This is a genomic window from Streptomyces sp., from assembly GCF_036566765.1.
GTDB lineage: Bacteria > Actinomycetota > Actinomycetes > Streptomycetales > Streptomycetaceae > Streptomyces.
The window spans coordinates 1-13,819 of the sequence record NZ_DATCVQ010000414.1; the positions used below are offsets into that span (position 1 = coordinate 1).

At 68.3% G+C, this 13,819-nt stretch carries 25 protein-coding genes; 14 read left to right on the forward strand and 11 right to left on the reverse strand.

All coding sequences use genetic code 11. The annotated features are described in order from the left end of the window. From VIU94_RS23950 to VIU94_RS23980, 7 genes are all read left to right on the forward strand, one after another. On the forward strand, positions 1-193 hold a 193-nt coding region (locus VIU94_RS23950; protein ID WP_331913957.1), incomplete at its 5' end, for a hypothetical protein. Next, positions 190-1,692: an endo-1,3-alpha-glucanase family glycosylhydrolase gene (locus VIU94_RS23955; RefSeq protein ID WP_331913958.1), complete on the forward strand. Its 1,503-nt coding sequence runs from the start codon at positions 190-192 to the stop codon at positions 1,690-1,692. The genes VIU94_RS23950 and VIU94_RS23955, both read left to right, overlap by 4 nt. A 1-nt stretch (position 1,693) precedes the next feature. Beyond that, positions 1,694-4,102 carry a glycerophosphodiester phosphodiesterase gene (locus VIU94_RS23960; RefSeq protein WP_331913960.1) on the forward strand — a complete coding sequence of 803 codons (2,409 nt, stop codon included), beginning with the start codon at positions 1,694-1,696 and terminating at the stop codon, positions 4,100-4,102. Continuing rightward, on the forward strand, positions 4,102-4,380 hold the full coding sequence (locus VIU94_RS23965) for a hypothetical protein (RefSeq protein ID WP_331913962.1): 279 nt from the start codon (positions 4,102-4,104) through the stop codon (positions 4,378-4,380). Before VIU94_RS23960 ends, VIU94_RS23965 begins: the two co-directional genes overlap by 1 nt. Positions 4,381-4,388: 8 nt before the next feature. Next, positions 4,389-4,799, forward strand: coding sequence for a hypothetical protein (locus tag VIU94_RS23970; RefSeq protein WP_331913964.1), 411 nt, complete (start codon positions 4,389-4,391; stop codon positions 4,797-4,799). 7 nt (positions 4,800-4,806) lie between these two features. After that, on the forward strand, positions 4,807-6,204 hold the full coding sequence (locus VIU94_RS23975) for a hypothetical protein (RefSeq protein WP_331913966.1): 1,398 nt from the start codon (positions 4,807-4,809) through the stop codon (positions 6,202-6,204). Continuing rightward, positions 6,201-6,512, forward strand: a complete 312-nt coding sequence (locus VIU94_RS23980; protein WP_331913968.1) for a hypothetical protein — start codon at positions 6,201-6,203, stop codon at positions 6,510-6,512. The genes VIU94_RS23975 and VIU94_RS23980 overlap by 4 nt, the downstream gene beginning before the upstream one ends. Before the next feature lie 117 nt (positions 6,513-6,629). On the opposite strand, the gene VIU94_RS23985 is transcribed toward VIU94_RS23980, so the two are convergent. The 11 genes from VIU94_RS23985 to VIU94_RS24035 all read right to left on the reverse strand — a co-directional run bounded on the left by VIU94_RS23985 (position 6,630) and on the right by VIU94_RS24035 (position 11,301). Continuing rightward, the gene (locus tag VIU94_RS23985; protein ID WP_414721000.1) at positions 6,630-7,067 is read right to left on the reverse strand and encodes an FAD synthase family protein; all 438 of its coding nucleotides are present in this window, start codon (positions 7,065-7,067) and stop codon (positions 6,630-6,632) included. Between the two features lie 26 nt (positions 7,068-7,093). Then, a complete protein-coding gene (locus VIU94_RS23990; protein ID WP_331913972.1) occupies positions 7,094-7,276 on the reverse strand; it encodes a hypothetical protein in 183 nt (60 codons plus the stop codon). Between the two features lie 6 nt (positions 7,277-7,282). Beyond that, a complete protein-coding gene (locus tag VIU94_RS23995) occupies positions 7,283-7,513 on the reverse strand; it encodes a hypothetical protein (protein WP_331913974.1) in 231 nt (76 codons plus the stop codon). Between the two features lie 41 nt (positions 7,514-7,554). Further along, entirely contained in the window at positions 7,555-7,917 is a 363-nt protein-coding gene (locus tag VIU94_RS24000) for a DUF6221 family protein (RefSeq protein ID WP_331913976.1), read from the reverse strand. After that, positions 7,914-8,432, reverse strand: coding sequence for an HNH endonuclease signature motif containing protein (locus VIU94_RS24005; RefSeq protein WP_331913978.1), 519 nt, complete (start codon positions 8,430-8,432; stop codon positions 7,914-7,916). The genes VIU94_RS24000 and VIU94_RS24005 overlap by 4 nt, the downstream gene beginning before the upstream one ends. Positions 8,433-8,628: 196 nt before the next feature. Beyond that, on the reverse strand, positions 8,629-8,991 hold the full coding sequence (locus tag VIU94_RS24010; RefSeq protein WP_331913980.1) for a hypothetical protein: 363 nt from the start codon (positions 8,989-8,991) through the stop codon (positions 8,629-8,631). A gap of 120 nt (positions 8,992-9,111) precedes the next feature. Then, positions 9,112-9,276 (reverse strand): hypothetical protein, encoded by a 165-nt coding sequence (locus VIU94_RS24015; protein ID WP_331913982.1) that lies wholly within the window; start codon positions 9,274-9,276, stop codon positions 9,112-9,114. Further along, the gene (gene relB, locus VIU94_RS24020; RefSeq protein ID WP_331913984.1) at positions 9,273-9,548 is read right to left on the reverse strand and encodes a type II toxin-antitoxin system RelB family anti-toxin; all 276 of its coding nucleotides are present in this window, start codon (positions 9,546-9,548) and stop codon (positions 9,273-9,275) included. Before relB ends, VIU94_RS24015 begins: the two co-directional genes overlap by 4 nt. Then, positions 9,548-9,955, reverse strand: a complete 408-nt coding sequence (locus tag VIU94_RS24025; protein ID WP_331913986.1) for a hypothetical protein — start codon at positions 9,953-9,955, stop codon at positions 9,548-9,550. The genes relB and VIU94_RS24025 overlap by 1 nt, the downstream gene beginning before the upstream one ends. 18 nt (positions 9,956-9,973) lie before the next feature. Next, positions 9,974-10,900 carry a tyrosine-type recombinase/integrase gene (locus tag VIU94_RS24030; protein WP_331913988.1) on the reverse strand — a complete coding sequence of 309 codons (927 nt, stop codon included), beginning with the start codon at positions 10,898-10,900 and terminating at the stop codon, positions 9,974-9,976. Next, entirely contained in the window at positions 10,897-11,301 is a 405-nt protein-coding gene (locus VIU94_RS24035) for a helix-turn-helix domain-containing protein (RefSeq protein WP_331913990.1), read from the reverse strand. The genes VIU94_RS24030 and VIU94_RS24035 overlap by 4 nt, the downstream gene beginning before the upstream one ends. A gap of 101 nt (positions 11,302-11,402) precedes the next feature. Here VIU94_RS24035 and VIU94_RS24040 point away from each other — a divergent pair, with 101 nt between their 5' ends. The 7 genes from VIU94_RS24040 to VIU94_RS24070 all read left to right on the forward strand — a co-directional run bounded on the left by VIU94_RS24040 (position 11,403) and on the right by VIU94_RS24070 (position 13,812). Next, complete coding sequence (locus tag VIU94_RS24040; RefSeq protein WP_331913992.1) at positions 11,403-11,618, forward strand: MerR family transcriptional regulator; 216 nt, start codon at positions 11,403-11,405, stop codon at positions 11,616-11,618. A gap of 112 nt (positions 11,619-11,730) precedes the next feature. Beyond that, positions 11,731-12,024, forward strand: coding sequence for a hypothetical protein (locus VIU94_RS24045; protein WP_331913994.1), 294 nt, complete (start codon positions 11,731-11,733; stop codon positions 12,022-12,024). A gap of 19 nt (positions 12,025-12,043) precedes the next feature. Beyond that, complete coding sequence (locus VIU94_RS24050) at positions 12,044-12,175, forward strand: hypothetical protein (protein WP_331913996.1); 132 nt, start codon at positions 12,044-12,046, stop codon at positions 12,173-12,175. After that, positions 12,172-12,336: a hypothetical protein gene (locus VIU94_RS24055; protein WP_331913998.1), complete on the forward strand. Its 165-nt coding sequence runs from the start codon at positions 12,172-12,174 to the stop codon at positions 12,334-12,336. Before VIU94_RS24050 ends, VIU94_RS24055 begins: the two co-directional genes overlap by 4 nt. After that, entirely contained in the window at positions 12,333-12,548 is a 216-nt protein-coding gene (locus tag VIU94_RS24060; RefSeq protein WP_331914000.1) for a hypothetical protein, read from the forward strand. Before VIU94_RS24055 ends, VIU94_RS24060 begins: the two co-directional genes overlap by 4 nt. Continuing rightward, a complete protein-coding gene (locus VIU94_RS24065) occupies positions 12,545-12,802 on the forward strand; it encodes a hypothetical protein (protein ID WP_331914002.1) in 258 nt (85 codons plus the stop codon). The genes VIU94_RS24060 and VIU94_RS24065 overlap by 4 nt, the downstream gene beginning before the upstream one ends. Before the next feature lie 62 nt (positions 12,803-12,864). Continuing rightward, positions 12,865-13,812, forward strand: a complete 948-nt coding sequence (locus tag VIU94_RS24070; protein ID WP_331914004.1) for a DUF6745 domain-containing protein — start codon at positions 12,865-12,867, stop codon at positions 13,810-13,812. The last annotated feature ends 7 nt before the right edge of the window (positions 13,813-13,819 follow it).

Genomic DNA, 13,819 nt, shown 5'->3' on the forward strand with positions numbered 1-13,819 from the left:
CCTGACGGGAATCCTCGCCATCGCGCGGATGCCGTCGGGCATGGTGTTCGCCGTGAAGGAGTCAGCGCCAGGCTCCGGCATCTACACCCGGTCGACGCCGCGCACCGACATGGTCGGGCTGTTCCTCGGCGAGGAGGACCCTGGGCCGGAGGCGCTGGCCGACGACGTGTTCCTGCGCAGGCAGACTCCATGACGACCGTCCTGCACCGGCAGGGCAACCCGCTGGCGTGGACACAGTACGGGCGCAGTGTCATCGCGCCGATCCCGCCGAGCCCGACGCCGTGGCTACCGTTCGACATGCCCAACCGCTCGGTCCTGGCGGCCAGCGGCAAGTACGTGCTCGCGCACTACTTCCCGACGTTCCCGGTGGCCATCGGCTCCGGCGACTACTGGACGAAGTGGATGCCGCCCGGCGAGGTCGAGGGCTCGACCGACCACCGGGTCTACGGCGGGTACGTGCGCGACCGGAAGCCGAACGACACCGACCGCACGGGCAACTTTGACCGGCGCATGAAGCTGGCCGAGTGCATCGCCGCCCGTGACGCAGGCCTGGACGGCTTCACCCTGGAGATGGTGTCGATCACGTCGGGCAACTCGTTCCGGACCCGCTGCGAGAACCTGCTCGGCGCGGTCGAGGACATGGGCGATCCAACGTTCAGGGTCATCCCGATGCCCGACGGCAACACGGCGGCGACCAGCTCCGCGGTCAGCCTCGGCGATTACCTGGCGACGATTGCCTCCCGGTCGTCGATCTTCCGGAACGCCAGCGGACGGATGCTGCTGACCGCGTTCGGGCCGGAGAAGGCACCGAACAAGGTGGGCACCGGTGGCTCGGCGGCGGCCACGTTCTGGCAGCAGGTGCTGGCCAGGCTGTCCACGCTCGGGCACCCGACCGACTTCATGCCCTGCTACGTGAACAGCTGGACAGCCACCGCGCAGGCACCGAGCTTCGACTCCATCTCGTGGGGCCACTCCCGGTGGGGCGATCGCGACCCGGCGAACAACGCCAACGAGACGAACAACAACCGCAACGCGCCGGCCTACTGCCGCGCGACGTTCGGCAAGAAGTGGATGCACTGGGCGTCCCCGCAGGACGTCCGGCCGTACTCGGGCTCGTGGTGGGAGGCGCACGGTAGCCGTGCCCTGCATGAGGCGTTCCGGGCGGCCATCGACGGCGGGGCCGATTTCATTCAGATCCCGACCTGGGACGACTTCTCCGAGTCGGCGTTCATCTGCCCGACCGTCGACAGCGGCAACACCTGGCTGGACCTGGTCAGCTACTACACCACCTGGTTCAAGATGGGCGCCGCGCCGACGATCATGCGTGACGCGATCTACCTGTTCCACCGCAAGCATCTGACCACCGGCGCGACGTTCACCTCGGCGTTCCAGACCGAGTTCCACGACCCGGTGTCCGGTGGCACCTCGGCGAAGAACGACATCGAGGCCCGGGTGTTCCTCACTGAGGACGCCGACGTCGAGATCCTCATCGACGGGGTCGTCCAGGGTGGCGCGCAGGCGTGCACCGCGGGCATGACGTCGGTCACCCGGCCACTCGCGGAGGGCGTCGTGTCTGCCCGCATCGTCCGCGACGCGGTCACGGTCGCTTCCGTCACCAGCCCGCACGAGGTCAACCAGACGCAGCTCGTGCAGGACTTCGTGTACCGCGGCGTGTCGAGCTTGAGGAGCTGAGATGGCCCAGCCCACCGTCTTCGCCTTCGACGCGATCGCCTTCGACTCGTCTGCGGCCACCTACTCGTTCAACCTGCCGCCCAGCATCCCGGACGGCTCGCGGCTGTACATGATCTTCGGCACGGCCTCGTCCACCCGCACCCTGACAGTCACGGCCGGGCCCACCATGGCGGCGCTCGGGTCGGGTGCCGTGGAGACGAGCGGACACGAGGCGTTCCGGTTCGTCGGCGACGTCGGCTCGTCGGACTCCGGCGACCTGGTTACCCTCACGCAGGGCGGCGGCAACCTCAAGATTTGCGGGGCCTGGATCATCCTCGCCGACGTGCACGCCACCGACCCGGACCACCTGATCATGTATACGGTGCAGGGTGCGGCGACGACCAACCACGCCATGCCGACGGGCGTCATCGGCGAGGACGACTGCATCGAGATTCAGATCGCGCTCGACTCCCGCGGTGCGTCGACACCCAACACGTCGAACTGGACCGTGCCGGCCACGATGACCGTCTCCGACGAGGCGTTCTGCGGTGGCACCACGACATTCTCCTCGGTGGCCATCGGGTACAACCCGGTGGGGCTGTCCTCGGGTGACTTCGTCGGCGGCGATGTCTGGACTGCGAACCAGTCTGCAGTCGGCTCCACTCACGTCCTCATCATCCGGGGCAACTCCACCGCCGTCGGCGCGGCACCCGTCGCGAACGCTGGCGAGGACCTGGAGAACATCGACCCGCTCATCACCCCGTACGTCGACCTCGACGCCTCGGCCACTACCGACGCCGACGACACGTACGCCTCGCTGACGAAGGTCTGGGTCGGCGCTGCTCCGGGCTGGCCGAACACGCTGCCGATCATCGACAACGGCGACGGCACCGCCCGCGTGGAGATCCCGTTCCTGCACTCGCCGACCGAGTTCCGCCCGTACCTGACGGTCACCGACGGTGACGGCAACACCTCCTCGGCCTACCGGCGGCTGCTGGTGCTGCCGCACAACGAGTGGCAGAAGTACCTGGGCGCGCTCGCCGCATTGGCAACCCAGACACGGCGCCGGGTGGCGGCCTGGTCCGAGGACGCGCTGATGCTGCGCGACATGTTCACCCGCGCCGACACGGCCACCGGCTTCGGCGGCGACCTCGACACGGGCAGCTCCTGGCTGGGCTCCAACCTGTCCAGCTTCCAAATCGTGTCCAACGCCGTGCAAGTGGTGGCGGCAGCATCGTCCCGCGTCTACGCGATCGCCGAGTGCTACACCAACGACGTCGGCATCCGGATGAACTTCACCACCTCGGCCACCACGAACACGACTGACGTCGGCGTGGTGCTCCGCTCGGTGAAGACCACGACCGCCACCGAGAAACGGCTCTACGTTCGTATCCGCAAGATCGCCGCCGGGTCCGCGAACAGCATCACCCTGCTGTCCCAGGGCACGGCCGGTTCCGACACGACCCTGATCGCCAACACCGCGGCCGGCCTGGCGGACGGCACCACCTACACGCTCGAGGTGGAGTCCATCGGCCTGAACATCGTCGTCAAGCTCGACGGCGTGGTGAAGCTGACCTACAGCCTGACCGGCAGCGAGGATCTGCCCGGCTCTGCGGTGGGCATCACGTTCAACGGCACCAACGACGAGGCGTCCCGGATCAACTCGTTCGAGGTCTACCACCCGATCGACAAGCCCCGGAACCGGGCCGCCGTCATCGCCCACCGCGGGTCCCTGCTCCGGTACGGCGACGAGGCCGAGGAGAAGATCCCGACGCTGGCGCTGCTGGCTGCCGACGCCCCGCTGCTGAACGGCGTGGAGGTCGACGCCAGGAAGACAAGCAACGGGGGCTACGTCCTCTGCCACGACGACACCGTGGACCGCACCACCACCGGCACCGGGCTCGTGTCTTCGCTCACCACAGCGGCGTGCCAGGCGCTGGGGATGCCCACCCTGGCCGAGTACCTCGCGGCCTGCGAGGAGTACGACTTCCCGGCCATCCTGGTGCAGGGCTACGTCGCGGCCTCCGACCTCGACGATGTGGCGGCCATCATCGCCGCCTCGCCCGTCGCGAAGAAGGTCATCTTCATGCCGTCCGGGTCCGGCGACCTCGACGACATGCGCGCCGTCTGGCCGGTGCCGAAGCGGATGGGCGTGTTCGGCGTGGACAACTCCACGTACACCACGGTGATCCCGCTGGCCACCGCGCAGCAGACGATGCTGGCGTTCATCTCCCCGGGTGACGCGGCCTACCTGACGCACCGTGCCCGCGTGACCAACATCAAGAACGCGGGCATGAAAGCCGGGGCGTCCACGGTCAACGACAGCACCACGGTCCGTGCCGCGCTCGCCGACGGCATCGACTACATCCTGACCGACAGCGCCGATCAGATCCTGCGGGCCTTCGACCCGTACGGCGGGGTGTGGTCCTGATGCCGATCCACGCCTCGTACGAACCACAGGAGGTCGCGATGACGCCGGAGCAGGAACAGATGCTGGCCGACCAGGGCGCGGCGATCGCCAAGCTGACGGAGACGGTGGAGCTGCTGGCAGAGGGTGTCCGCGTCCTCATCGGGACCTCGGTGCCCTACATCTCCAAGCAGTCCAAGTCTCTGGCTGGCGGCATGGCCGCACAGTCGACCGCGCTCGAAGACGGCGTGATCACAGATGCCGAGCGGAAAGTCATCTTCGACAAGCTCTCGGGAAAGTAGGGACCGCCATGGCGGAGACAACCACCAACCGCGGGAAGTACGAGATGGTCAGCAAGTGGCTGGCCGCCGCAGACCTCCGGTGCTGCTACTTCACCGGCACCCAGACCGGCACCGCTGACCCCGACCTGGACACCGTCGCCGACCTCGAGGCCGTCACTAGCGTCGCCGTCGCGGCCGAGCGGATCGCGCTCGCCAACGAGACCGCAACGCAGGACGACACGAACAACCGGGTCAACATCGACTGCGACACCATCGCATTCTCCGCCGCACCCGGCGTCACCGCCCAGGGCGTGGCGATCTACCAGGAGGGTGCCAGCGACGCGGCGCGCAACCTCATCGGCATCTACACGACCGGGTTCCCGCAGCCTGTCGACGGCGGCCTGAACGTGAACGTCAGCGACTTCTTCCGCCAGGGCTGACCGCACCATGGGCCTCACTGCGGTCCACGTCGCCATCACGACGGCCTCGGGTGCGACCTCCGCGCAGACCCCGGCGTACACCAGCTTCACCCCGAACGTCGGCGACTACGTCGTGGTGGTCGCCTACTCCAAGCACCGGACGGAGAGCACCAGCCCGACGGCCCCGGGTCCGTGGCCGCTCGTCGCCTCGAATGCTGGCGGCGTGACCGGCTCTGCGGTGGACCAGGGCAAGGTCCGGATCAGCGCGTTCGCCCGCACGCTGGACGGGTCCGCCGATGATGCGCTGCCACTGATCAGCATGGCCGCTGGGACCGGCGTCCTGGTCTCACTGAGCTCGCCGTACGTCTACCGCAAGGACTCCGCCGGGGTCTACACGTTCCACGCCCAGTTCGTCGAGCAGACCACCAGCGCCACCGTGTGGTCAGGCACCACTGCCTCCACCCCGGACTGGACGAGCGGCGACCACCTGCTGGTCGCCTCCGGTGCCACCACGGACGCCGTCACCGGGATGGGCACGCGCGTCCTGACCGCGACAGGCTGCACGTTCGGCGGTGCGACCGAGCAGTTCGACGCCGCGTCCACCCAGGGCGACGACGTCCGTTTCGTGTGCGCCACCAACACCGTAACCGCAGGACCGGCGTCCTCTACGGCGACAGTCGGCATCACGCTGTTGACGGTGGCCTCGACGGGCCAGCAGGCGGTCTTCCGCGTGCGCCACGTGGCGTCCTCGTCGGTCACGCTAACCCCGGCGACGGCGACACTCACTGCGGTCGCTCTCGACCCAGACCCGCAGCCCGTGACGGTCAACCTCACGCCCGCGGTCGCGACACTGTCCGCCGCCGCACTGGACCCCGACCCGGGCGTGGTCTCCGTGACGCTGACACCCGCCACCGCAACGCTCACAGCAGTCCCGCTCAACCCCGTGCCCGGCCCTGTTGCGGTGGCCCTGACGCCCGCCGTGGCCACGCTGACGGCCGTGCCTCTCGACCCGGTATCGGCCGGCTCGTCGGTCACGCTGACACCAGCGGTGGCCACCCTGTCAGCGGTGGCGCTCGACCCTCAGCCCGGCCCGGTGTCCGTCACGCTGACGCCTGCCACCGCAACACTCACAGCCATGGCGCTCGACCCCGAACCGGGTGCAGTCACCGTTGTCCTCACGCCAGCAGTTGCCACGCTCACCGCTGTCGAGCTGGCCGCCGTCCCTGGCTCCGTGACGGTCACGCTGGTGCCCGCGACGGCCACACTCACTGCGGTGGCGCTGGACCCGCAGGCGATCGGTGCCGACGACGGCAGCCCCGAGCTCGACGCATCCGCTGGTTTCGCCCCGCCGACGTGGCGCAGCGAGTTCCCATCTGACCCGCAAGCCGCGTTCGTCGCCGACCAGTGGAGAGGGGCTTTCGAATGACCACCGAGGCGCAGCGTCCGGCGATCACCCTGGAGTACTTCGGCGTCGAGATCACCACGTCGTCGGTCCTCGACGCGCAGCCGGTGCATCTGGCGTTCGTGGACATGGACACGGCGTCGTCTCCGGTGTCCGGTGACTGGAAGGTCGCCGCCTGGGTGGGTACCGCTGGTACGACCCGCACCGCGCGTGTCCTGCTCGGCCCCGCTGGTGCTGTGACGCTGGCCCCGGGGAAGTACATGGTCTGGTACAAGGTGACAGACAGCCCGGAAATCCCCGCGCGCCCCGTGGGGGTACTGAGCATCACGTGACAGACTGACACCCTCGCGCATCGCCAACTCCCCCGACCCTTCCTCATTCCAGAGGAAGGGTCGGGGGAGTTTCTGCGTTGAGGTAGTTCACGACCGCCAGACCGATGAGCGCGGCGGTCATCCTTCGCTGGCTGTGCGTTCGTCGATGATCGTCCGCAGCCGCGTGCTCGACGTGTGCTCGGTGTACGGCAGGTACACGACCTCAACCCCGACCTCGGCGAACTGGGCCTCCCACCTGAGCGCCCTGGGCGTCCCCTTCCAGTCGTTGCCCTTGAACATGGTGGTGAACCCGAGTTGCGCCCACATCTGCATCTTGTCGGTGGTGAACTCGCCCACCGCGGCGTCAACTGGTGCCAGCGCACGGACGATCTCGAGCCGCTCTTCGAACGGCACCACGGGCCGACGCCCCTTGACCTCGAAGGCGACCTCGTCCGACAGCACCGAGGCTATGAGGTAGTCACATGCGAGCTTGGCCCGCCGAAGGATGTTCAGGTGCCCGATGTGGAACAGGTCGAATACGCCCGATGAGTAGCCGATGTTGATCACGTTTCGCATGGTGGTGCTCCCCCCGGATCTGTGGATCAGATCTCGGCGGCCACGATATCCGTCGAGGTGACCATGGTGCAGTGTGTTCCGACGATCTGTGCGGCCAGCAGACTCGCGGCTGCGGCGGTTTCGCCCTCGATCCGGACCCAGGAGTGGCGCTCGTCGGGGATCAGCGGGCGCTGCACGGTGTAGCCGACGCACACCGTGTAGGTGGTCACCCCGACTCAGACGCCCTCGGTGTTGAACCGAGCTCGGTTCGGAGGTACGACGATGTACTCGCCGGTAATCTCGTCGGCGTCACGCGCCACGGCGTCCTCGTCGTTGGGGTCGATCCAGTAGTCGGTCTCGAGGCGTTTCAGGTAGCCCCGGCTGACCGACTGCACGAGGGTGCCCACGGGCAGAGCGCGGAGGTCGTCGGGTGCCTGGAGCCACGGGCTGGGGCCGTCGGTCGTCACGGTGGGCATCCTACTCACCGCGTCGAACCACAGCCATCCGCTCACACCCGCCACCCCTCGTCGAAGTCCTCATGCCACGCGTAGCCCTCAGCCAGCAGGCGGGCGATCTGCTCGTCCTCCTCGAACGCGAAGCGCCACACCCCGGGCGGCCCCGCGCTCACGTCGTGCTCGACGCATCGGACGGCGTTGAGGCAGAACCCGCACGGGAGGGCGACCCGCTCCAGAAGCTTCCGCTTGGCCGCCACCTCAGCCAGCACGCGCTCCGGCTTCCAGTTCGCGAAGTGGTCGAGCGTGGCGTCCGACGCGCGGATGTCGTAGTCGCCAGCCTCGTCGTAGGACCGGCGGGCGGGGGCTTCGTCGTCGTCGAGTCTGGCGTTGAGGAAGGCGATGAGGGGGTTGGTCACTGGGTACCTCCTGCGGCGGCGCGTGCCCTCTTGCGCTCGCGGTAACGGCGGTCGGCCTCGCGGTGCTGCTGGGCCACAATCTCAGGGTGGTCGAGTTTCCGCTGTGCATTGCGTGCCAGCTGGCACTTCCGGCAGTAGCGATGCCCCTTTGGGTTGATGTACAGATTATCGCCGGTGTAGGGGTGTCCCGCTGGGCAATGCGTGGCGGCGGCGGACCGAGCGGTGATGGTGTCGCCTCTTCGAAGATTCTCGCGCTGGGTCACCGGCTCGACGTGGCTGGGATTAACGCAGTGCCGGACGCGGCACAGATGGTCCAACTGGAGCCCCTCTGGGATCGACCCAATCAGCGCCTCGTACGCGATCCGATGCCCGACGCGGTTGACCTGCCGAGAGTCCATGAACCGGGCATAGCCGTTGCGATTCTGGCCAGCGGTCCAAAGCCAGCAGCCTGACTGATCAAGCGACACCTTCGACCAAAAGCGTGCCGGTAGCCGAGCGTCTCCGAACTCAGCCATACCCCTCATCCTCCCATCAGCACGGCGGCCACGAACCCCACCAGCGCGGCGAACACTGCGATCACGGTGAGCACGAACCGCCGTAGATTCGGCGGGCGTCCTCCTGGCAACATGTCACCCACGGTCGATCTCCTCCAGTCAGGGATCGGTCGAGGCCCCGGCTCGGTGTTCGCCGCACCGGAGCGGGCCGCTTTTGTCAGGTCTGCTCGGGCCGCCCGCCAAGCCAGTCAGGGATTTCGCCGGCTTCGGCCTTCACCGTGGCCCCACCGAAGGGTTCCGTGATGGTGCGCATGATCGGGGGCGGCTTGGCTGCGAGAACCTTCGACCGCTCCTGCCACCTGCGCTCATACTCGACGCGAGCGACGGCCAACGCGGGCCAATCGTCGGCCTTGATGATCCGGCCGTCAGCGAACTGGACACCTACCACGGCGGCTTCGCCGGAGTCCTCCATGTAGAGAGCATCCTGAGCGGCGTCCTCCTCGGTGTCGTACAGCGAGAAGCCAGCATTGCCGCGATGCCACCACCACAGTGCGCACGTCGCCGTGTCCTTCTCAGCCATCTCTCTACCTTCCTCCGTTGTCGTCACTCACGAGCCCGGAGCCCGAATCGAACGGGCCGGACGGCGGCATCTCTGCGGCGTCCGTTTGTCCATCGGCGAACCTGCACGGGCGAGGGTGGATCATGGGATCGGCGGCACCTCGAAGTCGGGGTCCTCAAAGGAGTGGCCGCACCGGGGGCACGTCCATTCCTTCACGCTCGTCGAGATGCGCTGGCCGTCATGGTCGAGGAACTCGTACACCGTCGGGTGAAAGTCGTGGCCGTTGATCAGGCACCGGAGCTTCATGCCTGCACCTCCGCAGCTCGGTGGCGGGCCGCGTCGGGCCACCCGTCCTGCTCGTCGCCGACGTGGACGGGGAAGGTCTGGTCACCGATGAGCACGTAGACCGACATGTCAGCGCCGACGGCCCGGAGATAGCGCTGGATGGTGCCGATCAGCAGCCGGTCGATCGGCGTCGACTCGATCACCGACACGCGAGACTGGGACGTACCCAGCAAGCGCGCGACCTGGTGCTGAGTCATGCCGCGCGAGGTGCGGAGTTCGGCGAGCTTGGCCATCAGGTGGCCTTCGAAACGAAGTGCTCACGGCCAGGACGCCCCGGCCGGTTGCCCGCCTGATACCACGCGTGCCAGTCGGCACCCGACTCGGGCTCGGGCGGACACGCTCGCGAGCCCGCTGGGTGCCAGCAGTCGTCGGCGGTGCGGATCATGTACTGGCCGCAGAGGTCGCACGTGCCCTCTTCCGCCGACTGCGCGGGGCCCGCGGCCGGGGTCGGCTGCGGGTCCCCGTTGTCGAGCCACCACTTGCGGTCCTTGCCGAAGATGTAGGTGGGGCCGAACTTCCGCGTCCGCCACCGGTCACCGGGCTGGACATCCTCGGCGTCCGGGTCCGGGGCGGTCCGCTGCACGAACTCGCGCACGGGACGGGCGGTCTGGCGGCGGTCGGTCTGCTCGGCGTCGTCCATGGTGGTCTCCTTCGTAGGTCAGACGGCGGCGACGGCCTGGCTCAGCGCGCCGTCCGGGGTCTGGGTGTAGCGACGGGTGGTCTCCGGCGAAGCATGCCCGAGCAGGTCCTGCACGGCCAGCAGATCGTGCCCACCGAGGGCGTAGGCGCGGGTGGCGAAGCGGTGCCGCAGGGTGTGCAGCGTCCAGCCCTTCGCGGCCAGCGCCCGTGATCCGATCTTGCCGATGACGTCCGGGTCCATCGGCCCGCCGTGCTGGCCCGGGAATACGTACTCGTCCAGGCCGAGGGTGTAGCGGTAGCCGGTGCCGGTAGTGGCGGCGTCGCGGCGGGCCAGCTCGCCATCGAGCTCGCGGCGCAGCGTCGGGTGCAGCGGCACCTGCCGAACCCGCCCACCCTTGCCGACGATGCGCACCACGCCGGCCTCGATCCAGTCCCAGCGAAACCCGGCGATCTCGGCGCGCCGCATCCCGGCGTAGGCCGCGCACAACAGCACCAGCCGGTCCCGGTCGGTGCACCGGAACAGCGCGGAGTCCAGAATGCGGTCCGGGGTGGGCCGGGCCGCTGCCTTCGGCGGGCGCACCGAGGGCAGCACCTCGGCCGGGTTGGCCCGGACGTGCCTGAGGGTACGGGCCCACTTGTAGAAGCTGCGCAGCGCGGCCCGGTAGGAGCGACGGGTCTCCGGCTTCCACTCGTACTGACTCAGCCAGGTCACCAGCTCACCGGTGGTGATCTTCCACGGCGAGGTGCCCAGGTGTGCCTCGGCGAAGCGCATCACCTGGTAGCGGCGCTTGGCCACGGTGGCCGGCCGGGCGCTCTCGGCGCGCATCCATTCGGTCCAGTCGTCGATGGCGGTGGTCCAGCGGTCGGACGTCCTTGTCCATACCGTCACGTCTCCCCCAAGATCGGTGATCTTCGGGATAGTGCCGGACATGTCGGGAGTCGTCATGATCTCGCGACCTTCGATGACCGAACGGATGACCGAATTTCACCCATGTGACCGATACGCTTGCGGAACGCCAGCACCTCGGACGGGCTCGGTTCCCGCTCAGATAGGGCCTCGTGACTGGAACCAGAGGGTTCCAGGTTCGAGTCCTGGTGCGGGAGCCCCGTAACACCGTATGCGAGCCACTCGTACGGCACTCCGGTGCGCCACGCCCACAGCCTGACCGCAGCTGTGGGCGGCTTTGTCCTGCCATGAGTCCAGTTCGAGACCGTATTGCGGTGCACCTCGAGGTAGCCCGCCATGTCCGCCGGCTCGATGCCCGCGTGACGCAGGCTCTTCGATAGCCGGTCGGCCATGTCCCACTCAGGGATTGTGACCGGGGCAGTGGCTGTCATCTCGCTCATGCCCTCAGTATGCGCACTAACTTGTGCGCTCGTCAATCCCCTCAGAACTGTCATGCGGAAAAGCTTGACACAGACTTGTGTTTTGCACAAGACTGCGTCACATGAACACACCTGACCTCATCACAAGCGCCGAGGCGGCAGAGATCCTCGGGGTCGACCGCTCCACGCTGACGCGCTGGTCAGACGAGCGCCTGCGCCCCGAGGAGCGCAAGCTCACGCCCGTTCGGCAACTGCCCGGGCGCACCGGCACGAAGCTCTTCGACCGCTCCGATGTCGAGGTACTCGCCGGGGAGCTGTCCGAATCGAGGACGGCATGAGCCCCCTCAACGGCAAGAAGCACCCGAAGGGCGAGGGCTGGGGTCACAAGATCCGCAAGCCCAAGCCGCCGAAGAAGCCGAAGCCACCCAAGGGCAGCAAGGGGGGCAAGTGATGACCGACGTCCTCGTAAACCAGGCGGAGCTGGAGCACCTCGTCCTGATGGCCGAGTTCGGCCAGAGGGTCGCGAACCTCGTGGCTGCGTCGGACCAGCTCGGACACTCGACGCTCCGGGGAACTCTCGTCTACACCCACGGCGACCACCCGATCTCGCTCGCCGCGAAGGCGGTAGTCATCGGCAAGACGGAGGGAGCAGTTGAAGCCCTCGCCCGCATCGGGATCACGACCAGGCAGGCGATGAGTCGCGTCGAGCAGGCACTCACCGCGCCAGACACCACCACCACATAACCACCCAGGGGGGCACGCCATGCTCGGACGCAAGCAAGCACCGCCGAAGCACTCCAAGCCAGCCGCGACGCAGGCCGAGATCAAGGCGCTGAACAAGCTGATCGGCAAGCCGTCGTCGTCTCGCCGCAACACGGGGGCGAGGCAGCGATGACCATCACCACCGCCATCCCCTCCACCCGCGAGTCCTACATCCCCGCCGACGTCCTGGCGGCCCGCGACTTCTACGAGTACCGGGCTCTGCGCCTTGAGGCTGAGGTGGCGCGGCTCCGGCTGGAGAACGACGCCCTACGAGCTGGGCGAGGTGCGTCATGACCATCGAGTTCCTTGTCGCCCTCGTCGCCGCCCTTGTCGGCTACGCCGTGGGGGCCTTCGTTGCCCGAGCGGGGGAGCGCCGTCAGCGCCGCGCTGAGGTGTCGCTCCGCATCCACCAGGTGCCCCCGACCGCCGCTGAGATCGCGCGCCTACGTGCCCTCGGTATCGGCTATGGCGGCCGTGCGGACAGCCCGGGGAGGCACGAGTCATGACCATCGAGTTCGCCACTGCCCTCGTCGCCGTCGCCCTCACCACCCTCCTGGTCGCGGCCGGTATCGCCGTCGATGCATGGCGTATCCGTCGCCGCGCCGAGGCTGAGTTGGCCTCCGCGCAGCAGATCGGCACCCAGGTGTCCCTCGTGTATCAGGACCGGTGCCGCGAGCTGGCCGCGCTGAAAGAGGCGCGCGAGCAGGCGGAGCGGCTGTGGCGTGACGCGGAGCAGTTCGTGACGGGAGGTGCGGGATGACCTACACCGGCGCACTCACAGACGCCCAGCTCGCCGCACTCCACGCCGAACGTGACAAGTGGATGACCACCGGCCTGTCCACCGAGCGATGCGACCGGGCGAAATCCGAGGCTGCCGTTCGGCGCGCGTACCGGACGGCCGGCCTAGACGAGCCACAGATCGTGGTGTGGATGGACTCCCCACTGGGAGGCGCGTTCGCGGCTGCGGCCATCAAGGCGCTGACGAGGGGCCAGCTCCGGGGCCAGCTCGGGGACCAGCTCGGGGGCCAGCTCTGGGACCAGCTCTGGGACCAGCTCGGGGGCCAGCTCGGGGGCCAGCTCGGGGGCCAGCTCTGGGGCCAGCTCGGGGGCCAGCTCGATCCGTGGTACGAGGCGTACTGGCTCGCGCTGTACTCCCACGCGCTCGTCATCGCAGACTTGCCGATCCCTGATCGGCTCGGTGCGATCTATGAGGCCATTGCGGAGACCGGGTGGTGGTGGCCGATGCGTGGGGCCGTGGTCCTCACCGACCGCCCCACGCAGATCCACCGTGACCCGCAGGCCCGTCTGCACAACGACGACGGCCCTGCGCTGGCGTACGCGGACGGCCACACGCTGCACTCGTGGCACGGCGTCACAGTCCCGGCTGACCTGATTGAGGGCGGCTGGTCGACGGAGCGGGTGCTGAAGGAACCGAACTCCGAGATCCGCCGGTGCGCCGTGGAGGTTGCCGCCGAGCGCGATGGCTGGCAGCAGATGATCGCCACCGCCGGGTGGAAACAGGTCGGATCAAGTGTGGCTGACCCCGGTAACCCCGGCCAGGTGCTGTCGCTGTGGGACATCGGCGACCTGTACGGACAGGGCGAGCGTCTGCATCTGCTGCACATGGTCAACGGCACCGTCGAACGCGACGGAAGCCGTCACGAGTTCGGCGAGACGGTGCCGGACTCCATCACAGACCCGGTCGCCGCCGCCGCGTGGCAGATCGGGATCAGCCCAAGCGACTACGCCACTACGGCGCGGCGCACCTAAGAGAGGG